Genomic DNA, 17107 nt, shown 5'->3' with positions numbered 1-17107 from the left:
GTGGCCCGTGCGGCATCCCGACCCTCCAGTGCAGCCTTCGTGCTGCACAGCCATGACTGGAGCGAGTCCAGCCTGATCCTGGACTTGTTCACCCGCGACCATGGCCGCGTGGTGGCCGTGGCCAAAGGCGCCAAGCGCCCTTACTCCCAATTGCGTCCCGTGCTGATGCCTTTTCAGCGCCTGCACGTCGGTTTCGGCGTGAAGCGCTCCGAGGAGGCCGAGGTCTGGTTGCTGCGCCAGGCCGAATGGGCCGGCGGTCCGGCGTGGCCGGGTGGGGCGGCCTTGTTGCCCGGCTTCTACCTGAACGAATTGCTGATGCGCCTGCTGGCCCGTCACGACCCGCACCCTGGTTTGTTTGATGCGTATGCCCAGACCTTGTCCGCCTTGGCCGACCCCAGCTTGCTGCAGGCCGCTTTGCGGGGCTTCGAGATGGTGTTGTTGCGCCAGTTGGGGCACCTGCCGGACTTGTCGCAAGTGACCGTTGATGGCCAGTCAGTGGCGCCGGGCCAGCGCTATGAGTTGCATCCGGAACTGGGCGTCTCGCGCGCCCGCCAGCCTGATGATGCCGCGGCCTTGGACGGTGCGGTGTTGCACCAACTGGAAGCCGCCTTGTCAACCGAAGGCGGGGGTGGGCGTACGATACTGGTCCCGGCCATGCCGCCCCTGATGGCGGCTTGCATCCCCGCCTTGAGCGAACTCAAAACGGTGTTGCGCGCCTTGCTTCACTATCATCTCGGATCCCACACGCTGCGCACCCGCCAGCTCATGATGGAGCTTCAACAGGCATGACCTTTTCTGCCACGCACCTGACCACGCACGACGCGCCTTTGCTGGGCGTGAACATCGACCATGTCGCCACCGTGCGCAATGCCCGTGGCGGCCGTTTCCCCGACCCCGTGGCCGCCGCGATCCTGGCCGCCGAAGCCGGTGCCGACATCATCACCTTCCACCTGCGCGAAGACCGCCGCCACATCCGCGACGACGACGTGGTGCGACTGAAGGCCAGCATCGCGGCACCTTTGAACTTCGAAGCGGCCGTGACCGACGAGATGCTGGACATCATCGAGCGCACGCGCCCCGAGCATGTGTGCCTGGTGCCCGAGCGGCGCCAGGAGATCACCACCGAAGGCGGGCTGGATGTCGTGGGGCAGTTGTCCCGCGTGCGTGATGCTTGCACGCGCCTGGCCGCCGTGGGTTCGCGCGTGTCGCTGTTCATCGGCGCCGATCCGGCCCAGATTGAAGCCGTGGCGCAAGCCGGTGCGCCTTGTGTGGAGCTTCACACGGGTGCCTTGGCCAACGCCTGGTGGGCGGGTGACGCCACCGGCGTGCAGGCCGAACTACAGCGTCTTCAGGCGGGATTGAAGCTGGCGCAAAGCCTGGGCCTGCGCACGCACGCCGGCCATGGATTGGCCTTGAATGAAAGCTGGTCGGCCACGCCCGGTGTGGCGCCGCCCACGTCCAGTAGCACCGCCCTGGTCGCCGTTTTGCCCGAGATCACGGAGCTGCACATTGGCCATGCCTTGATCGGCCACGCGGTCTTCGTCGGCCTGAAACAGGCCATCGCCGACTTCAAGGCCGAGATCGTGCGTGCGCGCCGGGCGGTGTCCGCATGATTGTGGGCATCGGTACCGACCTGTGCGACATCCGTCGCATCCAGGAGGCTTTGCAACGGCGCGGCGAGCGCTTTGCCGAGAAGGTGCTGGGCCCGCAAGAGTTGCTGGTCTACCGCCAACGCCAGGCGCGCGTGGCCATCCGTGGCCTGCGTTACCTGGCCACGCGCTTTGCCGCCAAAGAGGCTTTTTCCAAGGCCATCGGGCTGGGCATTCATTGGCCCATGACCTGGCGCTCCTGCGAGATCCTGAACGAAGCCAGCGGTCGCCCGCGCATCGTGTTGAATGGCGAACTGGCCGACTGGTTCGCCCAAAAGAAATGGCAGGCCCATGTCACGGTCACCGATGAGGTGGACCATGCCTTGGCCTTCGTCGTCATCGAAACCCAAACCGACCAACCATGAGCTCATCGCCCCATTCCGTCCAGGCCAATGCCGATTCCGACATCGTCCACGCACCTGTGGTGCTGGACATCGAAGGCTTGAGCCTCAATGCCGATGACCGGCGCCGTCTGCAGCACCCGCTCACGGGCGGGCTGATCCTGTTTGCCCGCAACTGGGCGAGTCGCGTCCAGCTCACGGCCCTGTGCGCCGAGATCAAGGAATTGCGCCCTGATGTACTGATCTGCGTGGACCACGAAGGCGGACGCGTGCAGCGCTTCAAGACCGACGGTTTCACGCACGTACCGCCCATGCGGCGCCTGGGTGAGATGTGGATGAAGGATGGCAAGGCAGGCGAGGGCAGCGGCGCCATGGCCGCCAGCGATGCCGCCACCGCGTGCGGCTACGTGCTGGCCAGCGAGTTGCGCGCCTGCGGCGTTGACCTGACCTTCACGCCGGTGCTGGACCTGGATTTCGGCGAAAGCAGCGTGATCGGCGACCGGGCCTTTCACCGCGACCCTCGCGTGGTGACCCTGCTGGCCAAGAGCGTGATGCATGGCCTTTTGCTGGCTGGCATGGCCAACTGCGGCAAGCATTTTCCCGGCCACGGCTTCGTCAAGGCCGATTCGCACGTGGACGTGCCCATTGACCGCCGCAGCCTCAAAGCGATCCTGAGCGACGATGCCAAGCCTTATGAATGGATGAGCACCTCGCTGACCAGCGTGATGCCTGCCCACGTCATCTATCCGAAGGTGGATGACATGCCTGCCGGTTTTTCACAACGCTGGCTGCAGGATATCCTGCGCGAGAAGATGGGTTTCACCGGGGCCATCTTCAGCGATGACCTGAGCATGGAAGGCGCCAGCGTGGCGGGCGACCATACGCAAGGCGCCGTGGCGGCTTTGAACGCCGGTTGTGACCTGGTGCTGCTGTGCAACCAATCCTTGAAAGGCGGCAGGGCGGTGGATGATTTACTGGATGGCCTGCAGATCGCGCATGCGCGCGGCCTGTGGGAGCCCAGCGCCGACAGCGAGGCGCGTCGGCTGGACCTGCTGCCGCAAACGGCGCCACTCACCTGGGATGAGCTGATGCACCACGCGCCCTACCACCAGGCCCTGGCCCGCTTGCCCGCTTGATGCGCCTGCCCTGACCGAGATGATCGCCCGCTGCAAAGTGGGCGGACCATGAAAAAAGCGCCATCCCCATGCCGGGGATGGCGCTTTTCATTGGGCGTCGATCAGATCAGTTGGCGGTCGACTCGAAAGGCAGCTTGATCTGGTTGAGGTCCTTGCGGGTCTCGACCAACACCAAAGGGCCTTCGTCAGCGATCACCACGGGCGGACGCTCGCGCGGCACATGGGCCGGCTTGGGTTCACGGGCAATCGCTTCGCGGATGGCGTTGACCTTGTCCGAGTCCGAGTTCACCCACTGCAGGCCTGCGTTTTGCGCAATCGCATTGAGGTCGTTCAGGGGCAAGACAAAGGCTTCGGCCTGAGGGGCTGCCGGTGCTGCGACGGCCACTGGTTCAGCAGCGGCCACGGGGGCTGCTGCCACAGGGGCTGGCACATGGATGGCTTCCACGGGGGCGACGGCCAAAGCCACAGGCGGCGTTTCTTCCACCGGCTCAAACGACGCCTCAGCAGCGGGGGCTGCCGAAACGCTGCTGGGCGCCAGGCTGAACGGGCCCACATCGGCTGAGGGTGACGGCAATGTCAAGTTCAAACCAGGTTGTGGTGCCGGCTCAATGGCCGCTTGGGTATCGTCCGTGCCCACAGGGCGGTCACGGCGGTCACCACGGCGATTGCGGTCGCGTCCACGGCCACGGCGGCGGCCATCGGCGTTCTCGCCTTCACCTTCAGGGCGCTCGCCTTCAGTGAAGTCGTCGGCGCCTTCAGTGCGAACAGCTTCTTCTTGCTGGCGAGGTGTCGTGTCACCAGGTTCAGCCGACGGTTGCTCAGTCGTTTGACCTTCGGTGTTCAGGGCCGCATCGTCACGCTCGCCACGACCACGTCCACCACGGCGACGGCGGCGTGCGCCATCGCGTTCTGCCGTGCCTTCAGCTGGCGCGTCGGGGCCCACGGGGATGGTGTCGACAAAGGCGTTCTCGGGCACATCCACCGCGACGTTGTCACGGGGCGCGCGTTCCTGGCGATCACCACGGCCACGTCCACCGCGTCCACGGCCACCTTCGGGGCGGGCTTCATCGGTTTGACGCGGCGCGGCTTCGCCACGGGCGTTCAGCTCGTTGGTGATCTCGGTCGCGGCAGCGCGGTCTTCGCGCGGGCCACGGCCACGGCCACCACGGCCGCCTTCACGGGGCTCACGGCCTTCAGCGGCAGCAGGGCGCTCGGTGCGTTCGCCACCACGGTCGGCGCGTTCACCACGCTCGCCACGGCCACCACGCTCACCGCCACGCTCGGCGCGTTCGCCATTGCCGTTGGCGCTGCGTTCGCCGCCACGGCCTTGACCGTCACGACGGCCACGGCCCTTGCCGCCTCGGCCGCCCTTGCCATCGTCCTTGGCGGTGTCCTTCGGGGCTTCTTGCACGGGCTTGACTTCAGGCGCAGGCGTGAATGCTGGCGTGCTGGAGAACAGGCTCTTGATCCAGCCAAAGAAGCCGCCGGTCGATGGTGCAGGCGGCACTGCCACGGGCTTGGGCACGGCGGCGACGGGCGTGGCCGCCGATTCCAGCGCAGGTTCGTGCTTGGGCACGGCCGTGGGCGCAGGCTGATCGGGCAACACGCCCTTGATGATCGGCTCTTGCTTGGGCTTGCTCTTTTCACGGCGCGTGATGCCGACGTCTTCCTCGGGTTCCTCGATCATCGAGTAGCTGGTCTGGATGTTTTCCAGGCGCGGGTCGTCGTGGCGCAGGCGCTCGAGCTTGTAGTTGGGCGTTTCGATGTGCTTGTTTGGGATCAACAGCACGGTCACGCGTTGCTTCAGCTCGATCTTGGTGATCTCGGTGCGCTTTTCGTTCAGCAGGAACGAGGTCACTTCGACCGGCACTTGCACGTGCACGGCGGACGTGCCGTCCTTCATCGATTCTTCTTGAATGATGCGCAGGATCTGCAGCGCCGACGATTCGGTGTCGCGGATGTGGCCCGTGCCGTTGCAACGTGGGCAAGTGATGTGCGAACCTTCGCTCAGCGCGGGGCGCAGGCGTTGGCGCGACATTTCCAGCAGGCCGAACTTGCTGATGGCGGCCAATTGCACACGGGCACGGTCGAAGCGCAGGGCATCGCGCAGTCGGGTCTCGACCTCGCGGCGGTTCTTCGACTCTTCCATGTCGATGAAGTCGACCACGATCAGGCCGCCCAGGTCGCGCAAGCGCATCTGGCGGGCGATTTCGTCGGCCGCTTCCAGGTTGGTGCGGGTGGCGGTTTCCTCGATGTCGCTGCCACGGGTGGCGCGCGCCGAGTTCACGTCCACCGAGACCAGGGCTTCGGTGTGGTCGATCACGATGGCGCCGCCGGAAGGCAGGTTCACCGTGCGGCTGAAGGCCGTTTCGATCTGGTGTTCGATCTGGAAACGCGAGAACAGCGGGGCATCGTCACGGTAGCGCTTCACGCGGTTGGCCGTGTCGGGCATGACGTGCAGCATGAACTGCTTGGCCTGCTCGTAGATGTCGTCCGTGTCGATCAGGATTTCGCCGATGTCGGAGGTGAAGTAATCGCGGATGGCGCGAATCACCAAGGACGATTCCTGATAGATCAGGAAGGCGCCTTTGCCTGTGCCGGAGGCCTCGTCAATGGCCGTCCACAGCTTGAGCATGTAGTTCAGGTCCCACTGCAGCTCGGCGGCGGTGCGGCCGATGCCAGCGGTGCGGGCGATCAGGCTCATACCCTTGGGGTATTCGAGCTGATCCATGGCTTCTTTGAGCTCTTCGCGGTCATCGCCCTCGATGCGGCGGCTGACGCCACCACCACGCGGGTTGTTGGGCATGAGGACCAAGTATCGGCCGGCCAGCGACACGAAGGTGGTCAGGGCCGCGCCCTTGTTGCCGCGCTCTTCTTTTTCGACCTGGACGAGCAGTTCCTGCCCCTCCTTGATCGCGTCTTGAATGCGGGCCGAGCGGACGTCAACGCCCTCGCGGAAATATTGGCGCGAGATTTCCTTGAAGGGCAGGAAACCGTGGCGCTCTTCGCCGTAGTCGACGAAGCAGGCCTCGAGCGAAGGCTCGACGCGGGTCACAACGGCTTTGTAAATGTTGCCCTTGCGCTGTTCGCGGCCCTCGATTTCGGTCTCGAAGTCGAGGAGCTTTTGTCCGTCGACGATGGCCAGGCGGCGCTCTTCAGGCTGCGTGGCATTGATCAGCATGCGTTTCATGTGAACTCCAGTCCATGCGAGGCCGGCCCTGGATGGCACCAGGCAGACCTCGATTCACCACCGACCGGAGTCAGTGGCAACCTTCATGCACGAGTCAACGCAGAAAGAACCGAGAAGGAATTGCCGTGGCTGGTGACCGAGAGGGTCAGTGCAGCAGGGGCGCATGCGCGGGTGACGTGGCACAGGCCCCTGGCGACCACCACGGATTGTCGGGACCGCTGTACAGCAAGTCCTCGTCAAACCAGGGCATCGGGCAGGGGGAGGGCGAATCGGGCCGTATTGTCCAGTGGCTCGCGCACACCTCAGCGCCACAACCCGTTGTGCGGGGCATGGTGAGGTGTGGGGCGGCAATGGAAACGTGCAGGATAGGCCGGGACATTAGTGCGGTCACTCGACGCGGACACCAGCGAAATGAATCTCTGGCGCCAAAAAACCTTGAGTCGTGGTTCGTTCGACATTGGCTCTGACACACGCGGCGACCTGGCAAGACCACACCTTGGGTGGTTTTCTCCGGAACGCAGCACGTGATGCATCACCATCAATTTGGCGGGACTCCCCGCCGGGCCACGTCTGGGCGATGCAAAGCGGTCTCAAAAGGTAAACTCTCGCTTGGCTTCGCCAAAGATTGCGACTGCAATTTAACAATCACAACACTTCATCACGTGGCTCAGCCCATTATAGGTGCGAAATCCGCATCTCACAGTCCAAAAAAGCCAGTGAATTCAAGCACTTCGACCCCCGCTGCGGTACAGCGCTTGACCATCGATGAAGGCGGTGCAGGCCAGCGTCTGGACAATTACCTGATCAAGGTGCTCAAAGGCGCGCCTAAAACCCTGGTTTACAGAATCATCCGCAGCGGTGAGGTGCGCGTGAACAAGGGGCGCGCCTCGGCCGACACTCGCCTGGCTCTGGGGGACGAGGTGCGCGTGCCCCCCTTGCGTTTGTCAGACAAACCCGCTGAATCCGAAAGCACGGTGCCGGCCAAGGAATTCCCCATATTGTTTGAAGACGAGCACGTGCTGGCCATCAACAAACCCGCCGGTGTGGCAGTGCATGGGGGCAGTGGCGTGAGTTTCGGCGTCATCGAACAATTGCGCCGCGCGCGTCCTCAAGCCAAGTTTCTGGAATTGGTCCATCGGTTGGATAAAGAAACCTCCGGCATATTACTGGTGGCCAAAAAACGCAGCGCTTTGACCACACTGCAAGAGCATTTCCGCGAGCGCAAGGTGCAAAAAACCTACGCGGCCCTGGTGATCGGCACCTGGCCCGACCACAAAAAGGTCATCGATGTGGCGCTGCACAAATTCCTGACGGCGGATGGCGAGCGCCGCGTCAAGGCCGTGGCGGATGACAACGACGACGGCCGCCGCTCTATTTCATTGGTCAAGGTGATGAAGCATTACGCTGACTTCAGCCTGCTGGACGTCACGATCAAAACGGGTCGCACGCACCAGATCCGCGTCCATTTGCTCAGCGAAGGCCACCCCATCGTGGGCGACGACAAGTACGGTGATTTCACCTTGAACAAAGCCATGGCCCGGGGTGGGGCGGTGGCCGGTGTGCGTTTCGAACGCATGTTCCTGCATGCCCGGTATTTGCGCCTGCCCCATCCAGTCACCGGTGAAGACATGACGTTCCAAGCCTCCTTGCCGACCGACTGCGAGTCACTGTTGACCGCGCTGGCATCAGTGCCCAAGTAAAGTGCCGACCATGAATTCACCCTCTTCATCACGTCCCCGCCAGTTCGACCTGATAGTTTTTGATTGGGACGGCACGCTTTACGATTCGACCGCGCTGATCGTGCGGTGCATCCAGGCAGCGTGCGCTGACCTGGCGTTGCCGATTCCGTCGCGCACCGCGGCGTCTTATGTGATCGGCCTGGGTTTGCACGATGCCCTGGCGCATGTGGCGCCCACTTTGCCCAAGGAGCGTGTGCCCGAGCTGGGCCTGCGCTACCGCCATCACTATTTCCAGCGCCAGCACGAACTCAGTCTGTTTGACGGCTCGCTGGAATTGCTGGCCGAACTCAAGTCGCGGCACCACTGGCTGGCCGTGGCCACGGGCAAAACTCGCTCGGGTCTGAACGAAGCCCTGGAGCACGTCGCCTTGCGCGGCGTGTTCGACGCCACCCGCACCGCCGATGAAACCCAGTCCAAGCCGCATCCACTGATGCTGCAGGAGTTGATGGCCGAGTTCAGTATCAGCCCTGAGCGCACCTTGATGATCGGCGACACCACGCACGATCTGCAACTGGCGGTCAATGCGGGCGCCCATTCGTTGGCGGTGAGCTACGGGGCGCACGAACCCACCGCTTTCGCGGATTACCCCACCCGTCACGTGGCCCACTCCGTGGCCGAACTAAAGCAGTGGTTGTTGCAACATGCCTGAATTGAACAAAGAGCCCCAGTTCCTGTGTGAGTCGTCCGCTCTGGAAGAGTGCGGCGAGGCCGTGGTTTTCGATGTGCTGGAGTGGGGGCAGAGTGTGTCGGCCTTTGCCGTGCGCTACGACAACGAGGTGGTGGCCTACCTGAACCAGTGCGCCCACGTGCCCACCCAGATGGACTGGCAGCCCGGCCAGTTCTGGGACCAGGACAAGCGCTTCATCATCTGTTCGGTCCATGGCGCGCTGTACGACCCGCCGAATGGCCAGTGCGTGGGCGGCCCCTGCGTGGGCAAGCGCCTGGTCAAGATGACCGTCGAAGAGCGCGACAAACAGGTGTATTGGTATCCTAGCGACCGCATCCAGCCTATTTTCTAAGAGAGTGTCTTGTTCATGAGCGCAGTCGATCCGTCTTCTTCCCCCATCGCTGCAGCCCAGCACAGCATGTTGGAAGAGTTCGCCAGGGCCTATTTGCTGCAGCAACGCCGTGAGCGTCGTTGGCGCTGGCTTTGGCGCATCATCTGGATCCTGATCGCAGGCAGCATGATCTGGGCGGCGATGCAGAACATGCCGACATCGACGGCCCCATCCGCCCCCCACACCGCCCTGGTCGAAGTGCGTGGCGAAATTGGTGGCGACACCGATGCCAATGCCGACAACCTGACCACCGCCTTGCGAAGCGCTTTTGAAGATGCGGGTGCCCAGGCCGTGGTCATTCGCCTGAATTCGCCGGGTGGCAGCCCGGTCCAGGCTGGCTTGGTCAACGACGAAATCCGCCGCCTGAAGGTCTTGCACAAGAAGAAGGTCTATGCCGTGTGCGAGGAAATGTGCGCCTCGGCGGCGTACTACATCGCCGTGGGCGCCGATGAAATCTACGTGGACAAGGCCTCGATGGTGGGCTCGATCGGCGTGCTGATGGACGGGTTTGGTTTTGTGGGCATCATGGACAAGGCTGGCGTGGAGCGCCGCCTGCTCACAGCCGGTGCCAACAAGGGCATGCTGGACCCCTACTCGCCACGCAATCCGCAGCACGAGGTTTTTGCCCAAGCCATGTTGGACCAGATCCACCAGCAGTTCATCGCCGTGGTGCGCCAGGGCCGTGGCAAACGCCTGCAAGAAACCCCGGAGACTTTTTCAGGCCTGTTCTGGAACGGCCAGGAGGCCGTGAAGCTGGGCTTGGCCGATCACGTGGGCAGCCTTGATATCCTGGCGCGCGATGTCATCAAGGCCGAAGACATCATCGATTACACGCTCAAGGAAAATCTGGCCGAGCGTCTGGCCAAGCGCTTTGGCGCGGCTTTTGGCAGTGGTGTGGTGCACGCCATGCGCAGTTCAGTGTCGATCCGCTGATTGGTTTGCCAGTCAGTTGTCGATTTCCATGATTTTGCGCTTGGCGGATTCGTCGGACAGCGTCAACAATTTGGCGACGTCGGCGATGTCATCGGGCAGGGCAGCCTGGGCGTGAGGGTCTTCCCAGCCATACTGGGTGTGGCGGGCAATGCGAACGGCCAGCAACACGGTTTTCACCCTGGGGTGCTCGGCGTTGCGGTCATCGGTGTTCTTGATCAGCAGCTCCGGCAGTTGCCAAGCCTCCATCAAAGCGTGCGCCAGGTCGGTCAATTCAATGCCCAACACTTCTTTCTGGACATCGGCTGAACGAAGGGTGTGATCCGCTTTCTGTCTCTGTGCGATGGTCAATGCCAGGGTTGGGGCATGGCACCACAGCAGCATCTCGGCAAAGTCGTGCAGCAGCGCGGCTTCCTGGATCATGTCGGCGTCTTCGTCTTGGCGGTGGCTGGCGAATGTCACGGCCAGGTGGGCGGCCCTGCGAGCCCGCTTGATGACCTTGAGCAAGCCACTCAAGGCATCGGGGTGGTCTGCCAGCCAATCGATCACCGAAACCACGTTCGCGTTGGTGCTGAAAAATGGGCCGATGCCCTGCATCAGGATGGCGGCCGTGAGCGTTTCGGGCGAACTGATGTGCCGACGATGGCAGTCTTGCGAGACCTGCATCAACACCTTCAGCGTCATCAGGGGATCGCCGCCCAGGTTCTGCGACAGCATGTGCGCATCGACATTGCCCTTGGCCTCCTCCATGGCCCGCAACTCGGCCAGCTCGGCGACGGAGGCGGGCAACACGGGGATCTCGGCACGGGTGAAAACCGTGATCCAGTCCTTCAGGGTGGGCAATGCTTGATCGATCATGAGGGGCCTGCAAAATCAATGCAGATGGTCACCTTATCGGCAATAAACCAAATTGTTTCAAGTCGTTTCGACCATGACATTGATCACAGTCGGTTGTTTTGTGCCTTATTTGCCGCCCAGTAGCGATTGCTTCAGGTCGGAATCCACCGGTTTGGGGCCCAGCCAGATGCGCAGCACCGCTTGCTGAAAGTCATCGCCGGTGACTTCAGGGCCTCGTCTTTTGCCGTCCAGCAGCACGTGGGTGCCTTCGCCAGGCACAAAGTCGATCTGGATGACCGTGCCTTTCTTGACGGGGCCAAAATCCAGCATCAAGGCCTTGATTTCTTCCAGCTTGCCCTGGAACTTGGCCACATCCGCCTCGCTGTTGTTGGCCTTGAAACCCTTGACCGTGGCATCGGCGAAGTCCTCGCCTGTCAAATCCCGCAGCAGCACGATCTTCATGACCTTGGCCCCGGGTTGGCCAATCACCGCCGTGGCATTGGGGTCTGTTTTGGCCACGTACAGGCCCGCGGCATAGAGGTCGAGGATGATTTTGACCCGCACGCCTGCGCCGTTGAGCTTCAACGATTGCTGGGCCGCCTGGAGGGTGTCGGTGAACTTGACGCCTCTGACCTCTGTGGCGGCCAGGGCGGGCAGTGCCGCCATGGCGATCGAGAGGAGCAAGGCTCGTGCAATTGATGTCATTGTGTTTTCCATTCTTTGAGCATGGCAGTTGGCGTGCCCAATCCTTCATTCCCGTGATGTGGCGCGGGGTCAATACTATGCCTTGTCAAAAAACCGCGTCGCCGATGCCTTTGAAGCAGTGCTGCATTGCCACAACGACACGGGCGTGGTCTTGCAGGCAAAATCGGGTTTCACCTTATCGTTCGGGTGCTTTGTTCGCGAGATAGATGCATGTCGTTTTTAGTCATCGATATTGGCAACACCCGGCTCAAGTGGGGTTTGTATTCGCAGGGCGTTCCTGGTGCCGAATTGTTGGCGCACGGGGCCGTGGTCCTGGAAGACATTGATCACCTGTGGACGCAAGAGTGGCAAGCCTTGGCAGCCCCGGATGCCATGTTGGGTTGTGTGGTGGCGGGTGATGCCATCAAGCGGCGTGTCGAGGAGCAACTGACCAACTGGGGCGTCAAGCCCCGTTGGGTGGTGTCGTCGGCGCGGGCATCGGGCGTGGTCAATGGCTACGAGCATCCAGCGCGCCTGGGGGCTGATCGTTGGGCAGCCATCATCGGGGCCCGCCAGCGTGCCCTGCAGGTGTCGGCCGATGCGCCACCGCCCGTGCTGGCCGTGATGGTGGGTACGGCGGTCACCGTGGACGCGGTGGACGTGCAGGGGCGGTTTCTGGGCGGCTTGATCATGCCGGGATTCGGGCTGATGTACCGCGCTTTGGAAAGCGGCACCGCCGGCCTGAAGGTACCCACGGGCGAGGTGCAGGACTTTCCCACCAACACCAGCGATGCGCTGATGAGCGGCGGCACCGATGCCATCGCCGGGGCCATTGAGCGCAGCTTGCGCAGGCTGCACCTGCACACGGGCCGCGAGCCCTTGCTGGTCATGTCGGGCGGGGCGGTGTCTCGGTTGGCCCACGTGACCGAGTTGCCGGTTCACGTGGTCGAAAACCTGATCTTTGAAGGCCTGCTGACGCTCGCGTCTGAAGCCTGACTCAAAGGATGAAGCGCGACAGGTCTTCGTTGCGCGACAACTCACCCAGGCGGGCATCGACCTGTTCGGTGTCGATGGTCTGGGTTTGTCCTGACATGCCGGGTGCGTTGAACGAGATCTCGTCCAGCAAGCGTTCCATCACCGTGGCCAAGCGGCGTGCACCGATGTTCTCAGTCCGCTCGTTCACATCGTAGGCAATCTGCGCCAGCCGACGGATGCTGTCGGGTGTGAACTCCAGGGTGACGCCCTCGGCGGCCAGCAAGGCCTGGTACTGCTTGATCAAGCTGGCGCTGGGCTGCGTGAGGATGGCCTCGAAGTCATCGACCGACAGGGATGACAACTCCACGCGGATCGGAAAGCGACCTTGCAGCTCCGGGATCAGGTCGCTGGGCTTGCTCAGGTGGAAAGCGCCCGAGGCGATGAACAGGATGTGGTCGGTCTTGACCATGCCGTACTTGGTGTTGACCGTGGTGCCCTCAACCAAAGGCAGCAGGTCGCGCTGCACGCCCTGGCGCGAAACTTCGGCGCCTTGGCCTTCCATGCGGCTGGCCACCTTGTCGATCTCGTCGATGAACACGATGCCGTTCTGCTCGGCCCGCTCCAGCGCCCGGGTCTTGATGTCGTCGTCGTTGACCAGCTTGGCGGCTTCTTCCTCGATCAGTTGCACGCGGGCTTCGGCCACCGTTACCTTGCGCGCCTTCTTGCGCTGGCCGCCAGCCTGGGCGAACATGCCACGCAGCTGCTCGGCCATCTCTTCCATGCCCGCTGGTCCCATGATTTCTAAGGCAGGCGTCTTGCTGTCGGCCAGTTCGATGTCGATTTCACGGTCGTCCAACGTGCCTTCACGCAGGCGTTTGCGCATGACCTGGCGGGCGGTGTTGTCTGGCGGTGGCGACGAGATCCCGAACTCGGAGCGTGGTGGCGGCACCAGCACGTCCAGCAAGCGGTCCTCGGCGGCGTCCTCGGCGCGCGCGCGTTGGGTCTGGATCTGCACAGCGCGCTCTTGTTTGACGGCGTATTCCACCAGGTCGCGGATGATGGTGTCGACGTCCTTGCCGACGTAGCCCACCTCGGTGAATTTGGTGGCTTCAACCTTGATGAAAGGCGCGTCGGCCAGCTTGGCCAGTCGGCGGGCGATCTCGGTCTTGCCCACGCCGGTGGGACCGATCATGAGGATGTTCTTGGGCGTGATCTCGCCACGCATGCTGCCTTCGACCTGCTGGCGGCGCCAGCGGTTGCGCAAGGCAATGGCCACGGCGCGTTTGGCTTCCCGCTGGCCAATGATGTGGCGGTCGAGTTCGTTGACGATCTCTTGTGGGGTCATGCCACTCATGGCGTCATCCAAGGGTTTCAATGGTGTGGCTCTGGTTGGTGTAGATGCACAGGTCGCCAGCGATCTCGAGCGACTTCTTGACCACGTCGGCGGCATCCAGGGTGGTGTGGCCGATCAGGGCGCGGGCGGCGGCCTGCGCATAGGCGCCGCCAGATCCGATCGCGATGATGCCGTGCTCGGGTTCCAGCACGTCGCCGTTGCCCGTGATGATCAGCGAGGTTTCAAGGTCGGCCACGGCCAGCATGGCTTCCAGGCGGCGCAGGACGCGGTCGGTGCGCCAGTCGCGGGTCAACTCGACTGCGGCGCGCGCCAGGTGGCCCTGGTGCTTCTCCAGCTTCGATTCGAAGCGTTCGAACAGGGTAAAGGCGTCGGCCGTGGCGCCGGCGAAACCGGCCAGAACCTGGTCGCGGTGAAGCTTGCGCACCTTGCGGGCGGTTGATTTGACGATGATGTGTCCCAGCGTGACCTGGCCGTCACCCCCGATGGCCACTTGCCAGCCGTTGGGGGTTTGACGGCGCACGCTGACAATGGTGGTGCCGTGATAAGAATCCATGGGGTTTTTCAAGTGAGTGCCGGGGCCCGGTGATCGGGCTGAGGCATTAGATCAGTTGCAGCTTGACCTTGGCGTGCTCGTTGATTCCCATGGCGCCGAAGAACAGCGCCACAAGCCGATGCGGCTTGACGAAGGTGACTTCGCGGTCTTCACCACGGCGCGCGAGCACCCAGTTCAGCAAGTCGCCAGCGGCGATGAAATCGACTCGCAGGAGGTGCTCGCAATCGATGTCCAGCGTGATGCTGGCCCCCAACTGGTTGTCCAGCTTGCGCAGCGTTTCGCTGATGTCGCCAACCAGCTGACCCGACAGGTTCAGCGCAGCGACCTGCACGAACTCGATGTCGTCGTGCATCTGGGATTCCACAAAGCTGGTGGTCACGTCACTGACGTGTGACAGCATCATGGTGTGAGGTGTGACGCCATCGCGCATGTGGCGCACCTGACAGGCCGAGGCCTCCCAGGATGGGGGCGACAGCTCGTAGGTCACGCAATACTCGATGGCGACTTCGTCGAACTGATCTGGCCGGTTGCACAGGCGCAAGGTATCCAGGCGCAGCATCCAGTAGGCAGGGTCGGCGTCTCTGGCGCCCGAGGGTGAACTCTCGGCCAGCACGGTCAGCAATTGGTCAGCACCGATCCAGGCCATGGCGGCGGGCTCTTTGGCCCAGGCTTTCATCAACTGGCTCAGCTGGGCGGCACCTTCAGGCGCCACTTTCTCGACATTGCTCCAATCCATGGTCCATGGACGCGGCAGTTGCAGGATTTCATAGCGCAGTTGCGCCACGGCCTCGGAGTCGATCACCGCCGGTGCCAACCAGCCCTCCAGGGCGCGGGGCTGTGCGGGTTCGCCTTCGCCGGGTTCGGTGGCGGGGCCTTCTGCGTCATCCTGGTTTTCCTTGGCGGCTGCAGCGGCTTGCTGTTCGCTGATGGCCACGAAGGCCTGCACCCGCTGGGGCAAGGAATACCAATGCGGTGCGGACAGCCCGAACTGGTGGGCAAACGACACCGCCAGGTGGTCAAACTTTTGAGGCAGATCCAGGGCCCGGTACAGGTCGAAGACCGCCATCCAGGTTTCGGATTGGTCGTGCCGCGTTCCGCCAGGGGCGATCAGGGCCAGCAGGGCGCGCTCGCACTCGTCGAAATCGGCGTTCGCGAAGGCGATCACGGCCTCGTCCAGCTCGGGATCGTGCTCCATCTCAGTCACATCAACGCCAGAGCCGCCGCTGAAGCCGACTGGCGACAGGTGATCGTTGAGCATGGGCGGTGGCGGAGAGCCGCTCATTCGGGGTTGGTTCGCGCGGGCCGAATCAAACACCGCCTGCGAAATCTCGGGCGGATCGAACTCCAAGGGGCTCAACTCGGACCGAGCTTTGAGTCTCTCGGGCGCACTCAGCTCATTGGGAGCGGTGGGCGCGTAGGCCGCTGCGGCATTCAATGGCAAGGGCGGTGGCCGTTGTGCCACGGGCGGGGCTTGAGCCGCCTGGCGCGCTGCGTTTTGATCGCCCACCATTTGCTGCTCGATGGCATCAATCTTGGCTTTGACGGCGATGTCCGAACGAGGGCCGCTGTGGGGACGAGACTCGGAATCGAGGTTGGAAGCGCCAGACAATGCCAGCGCGTTGTCCTGGCTCAGGCCTTCCCGGCGGATCTTGCGCAGCATGTCGAGTTCGCGCTTGCGCACGAAATCGTTGCGGCGCTTGCGCTCGATCATGGCTTTGATTTCGGTCTTGGCGTATTCGCTCTCAGGGGAGCCGGCAGACGGGGCATCCAGCTGCGTCCAATCCGTGGTCGGATTGGCGACGAAGCGGGCCACCTTGCGTAAAAATCCGCCGGAGTCCTTGCTCATGATCGCAGGCCGAAATAGGGCATAGAAGTGAGGGTGCGCAACAGCAGATCAGTCACCGAACATTTTTTGCTTGAGTTCCCGGCGCTGCTGGGCTTCCAGCGACAGGGTGGCGGTGGGGCGGGCGATCAGTCGGCCCAAGCCGATGGGTTCGCCTGTTTCGTCACAGTAGCCGTACTCGCCGGAGTCCAAGCGGGTCAGCGCCTGGGAGATCTTCTTGAGCAGCTTGCGTTCGCGGTCGCGGGTGCGCAGTTCCAGGGCGTGCTCTTCTTCGATCGTGGCGCGGTCGGCCGGATCTGGGACGATGGAGGTGTCTTCGCGCAGGTGTTCGGTGGTTTCACCGGCGTTGGAGAGCAGGTCATCCTTCAGCACGGTCAGGCGACCACGGAAGAAGTCCAACTGCTTTTCATTCATGTACTCGGCTTCGGGCATGGCCATCAACTCGGGTTCGGTGAGTTCCCGGCCGGTTTTGGTTTTCCATGCGTTGGCGAGCTTGCTGTCAACCTTGGTTGCGGTAGTAGACATGTGATCTGGGGTACTGATTTTGGACGGTGAGCGTGCCGGGGCCACGGGTTTGGCCAATACGGCAGCTTCGACCGTTTGAGGGGAAGCTTGAGCGGGAGCAGGTGGCGTCGCCGATTTGGCAGGGGCCACCATGCTGGTTTTCTTGGCGGCGGAAGTTTCTTTTTTGGCGGGAGTCGTCGAAGCAGGGGGAGGAGGAGGGGCCTTGGCGACGGGCTTGCTGGCAGCGGTTTTGACCGGCGTGTCCTTGACCGCCTTGGCCGTTTTGGCTGGGGCAGGGGCGCTCGATTTGGTCG

At 63.0% G+C, this 17107-nt stretch carries 16 protein-coding genes; 9 read left to right on the top strand and 7 right to left on the bottom strand.

The features are described from left to right. Genes recO through nagZ form a run of 4 tightly spaced genes read left to right on the top strand, consistent with a single transcriptional unit; the run spans position 1 to position 3126 of the window. A complete protein-coding gene (gene recO / locus Q7V20_RS10460; protein ID WP_304790290.1) occupies positions 1-789 on the top strand; it encodes a DNA repair protein RecO in 789 nt (262 codons plus the stop codon). Next, positions 786-1613 (top strand): pyridoxine 5'-phosphate synthase, encoded by an 828-nt coding sequence (locus Q7V20_RS10455; protein ID WP_304790288.1) that lies wholly within the window; start codon positions 786-788, stop codon positions 1611-1613. Before recO ends, Q7V20_RS10455 begins: the two co-directional genes overlap by 4 nt. Beyond that, entirely contained in the window at positions 1610-2014 is a 405-nt protein-coding gene (gene acpS / locus Q7V20_RS10450) for a holo-ACP synthase (RefSeq protein WP_304790285.1), read from the top strand. Before Q7V20_RS10455 ends, acpS begins: the two co-directional genes overlap by 4 nt. Next, entirely contained in the window at positions 2011-3126 is a 1116-nt protein-coding gene (gene nagZ / locus Q7V20_RS10445) for a beta-N-acetylhexosaminidase (RefSeq protein ID WP_304790282.1), read from the top strand. Before acpS ends, nagZ begins: the two co-directional genes overlap by 4 nt. Before the next feature lie 106 nt (positions 3127-3232). On the opposite strand, the gene Q7V20_RS10440 is transcribed toward nagZ, so the two are convergent. Further along, positions 3233-6316, bottom strand: coding sequence for an Rne/Rng family ribonuclease (locus Q7V20_RS10440; protein ID WP_304790280.1), 3084 nt, complete (start codon positions 6314-6316; stop codon positions 3233-3235). A 755-nt stretch (positions 6317-7071) separates the two neighbouring features. On the opposite strand from Q7V20_RS10440, the gene Q7V20_RS10435 reads away from it, so the two are divergent. From Q7V20_RS10435 to Q7V20_RS10420, 4 genes are read left to right on the top strand one after another with little or no spacing between them, the layout of a single operon-like run. Then, complete coding sequence (locus tag Q7V20_RS10435; RefSeq protein ID WP_370652447.1) at positions 7072-8016, top strand: RluA family pseudouridine synthase; 945 nt, start codon at positions 7072-7074, stop codon at positions 8014-8016. A 10-nt stretch (positions 8017-8026) separates the two neighbouring features. Beyond that, complete coding sequence (locus Q7V20_RS10430; RefSeq protein WP_304790274.1) at positions 8027-8704, top strand: HAD-IA family hydrolase; 678 nt, start codon at positions 8027-8029, stop codon at positions 8702-8704. Continuing rightward, complete coding sequence (locus tag Q7V20_RS10425; protein ID WP_304790271.1) at positions 8697-9074, top strand: Rieske 2Fe-2S domain-containing protein; 378 nt, start codon at positions 8697-8699, stop codon at positions 9072-9074. The genes Q7V20_RS10430 and Q7V20_RS10425 overlap by 8 nt, the downstream gene beginning before the upstream one ends. A gap of 15 nt (positions 9075-9089) precedes the next feature. Further along, positions 9090-10046, top strand: coding sequence for a S49 family peptidase (locus Q7V20_RS10420; protein WP_304790268.1), 957 nt, complete (start codon positions 9090-9092; stop codon positions 10044-10046). Between the two features lie 12 nt (positions 10047-10058). Here Q7V20_RS10420 and Q7V20_RS10415 read toward each other — a convergent pair whose 3' ends face one another. Next, positions 10059-10901 (bottom strand): HDOD domain-containing protein, encoded by an 843-nt coding sequence (locus Q7V20_RS10415; protein WP_304790266.1) that lies wholly within the window; start codon positions 10899-10901, stop codon positions 10059-10061. Between the two features lie 105 nt (positions 10902-11006). Continuing rightward, on the bottom strand, positions 11007-11585 hold the full coding sequence (locus Q7V20_RS10410) for a chalcone isomerase family protein (RefSeq protein ID WP_304790264.1): 579 nt from the start codon (positions 11583-11585) through the stop codon (positions 11007-11009). Between the two features lie 210 nt (positions 11586-11795). Between Q7V20_RS10410 and Q7V20_RS10405 the strand changes: the two genes are divergently transcribed. Next, positions 11796-12560 carry a type III pantothenate kinase gene (locus Q7V20_RS10405; RefSeq protein WP_304790261.1) on the top strand — a complete coding sequence of 255 codons (765 nt, stop codon included), beginning with the start codon at positions 11796-11798 and terminating at the stop codon, positions 12558-12560. A 1-nt stretch (position 12561) separates the two neighbouring features. On the opposite strand, the gene hslU is transcribed toward Q7V20_RS10405, so the two are convergent. From hslU to dksA, 4 genes are read right to left on the bottom strand one after another with little or no spacing between them, the layout of a single operon-like run. Continuing rightward, entirely contained in the window at positions 12562-13893 is a 1332-nt protein-coding gene (hslU, locus tag Q7V20_RS10400; RefSeq protein ID WP_304790258.1) for an ATP-dependent protease ATPase subunit HslU, read from the bottom strand. Between the two features lie 4 nt (positions 13894-13897). Beyond that, entirely contained in the window at positions 13898-14446 is a 549-nt protein-coding gene (hslV, locus tag Q7V20_RS10395; protein WP_304790255.1) for an ATP-dependent protease subunit HslV, read from the bottom strand. 46 nt (positions 14447-14492) lie between these two features. Beyond that, positions 14493-16292, bottom strand: coding sequence for an STAS domain-containing protein (locus Q7V20_RS10390; protein ID WP_304790252.1), 1800 nt, complete (start codon positions 16290-16292; stop codon positions 14493-14495). A 48-nt stretch (positions 16293-16340) separates the two neighbouring features. Then, positions 16341-16814, bottom strand: coding sequence for an RNA polymerase-binding protein DksA (gene dksA / locus Q7V20_RS24350; protein WP_370652446.1), 474 nt, complete (start codon positions 16812-16814; stop codon positions 16341-16343). Positions 16815-17107: the final 293 nt, after the last annotated feature.

The sequence above is a fragment of the Aquabacterium sp. genome (assembly GCF_030652515.1).
Classification (GTDB): domain Bacteria; phylum Pseudomonadota; class Gammaproteobacteria; order Burkholderiales; family Burkholderiaceae_C; genus Aquabacterium.
The sequence above is the reverse complement of the archived record's forward strand: the minus strand, read 5'-3'. Positions and strand labels throughout refer to the sequence as shown.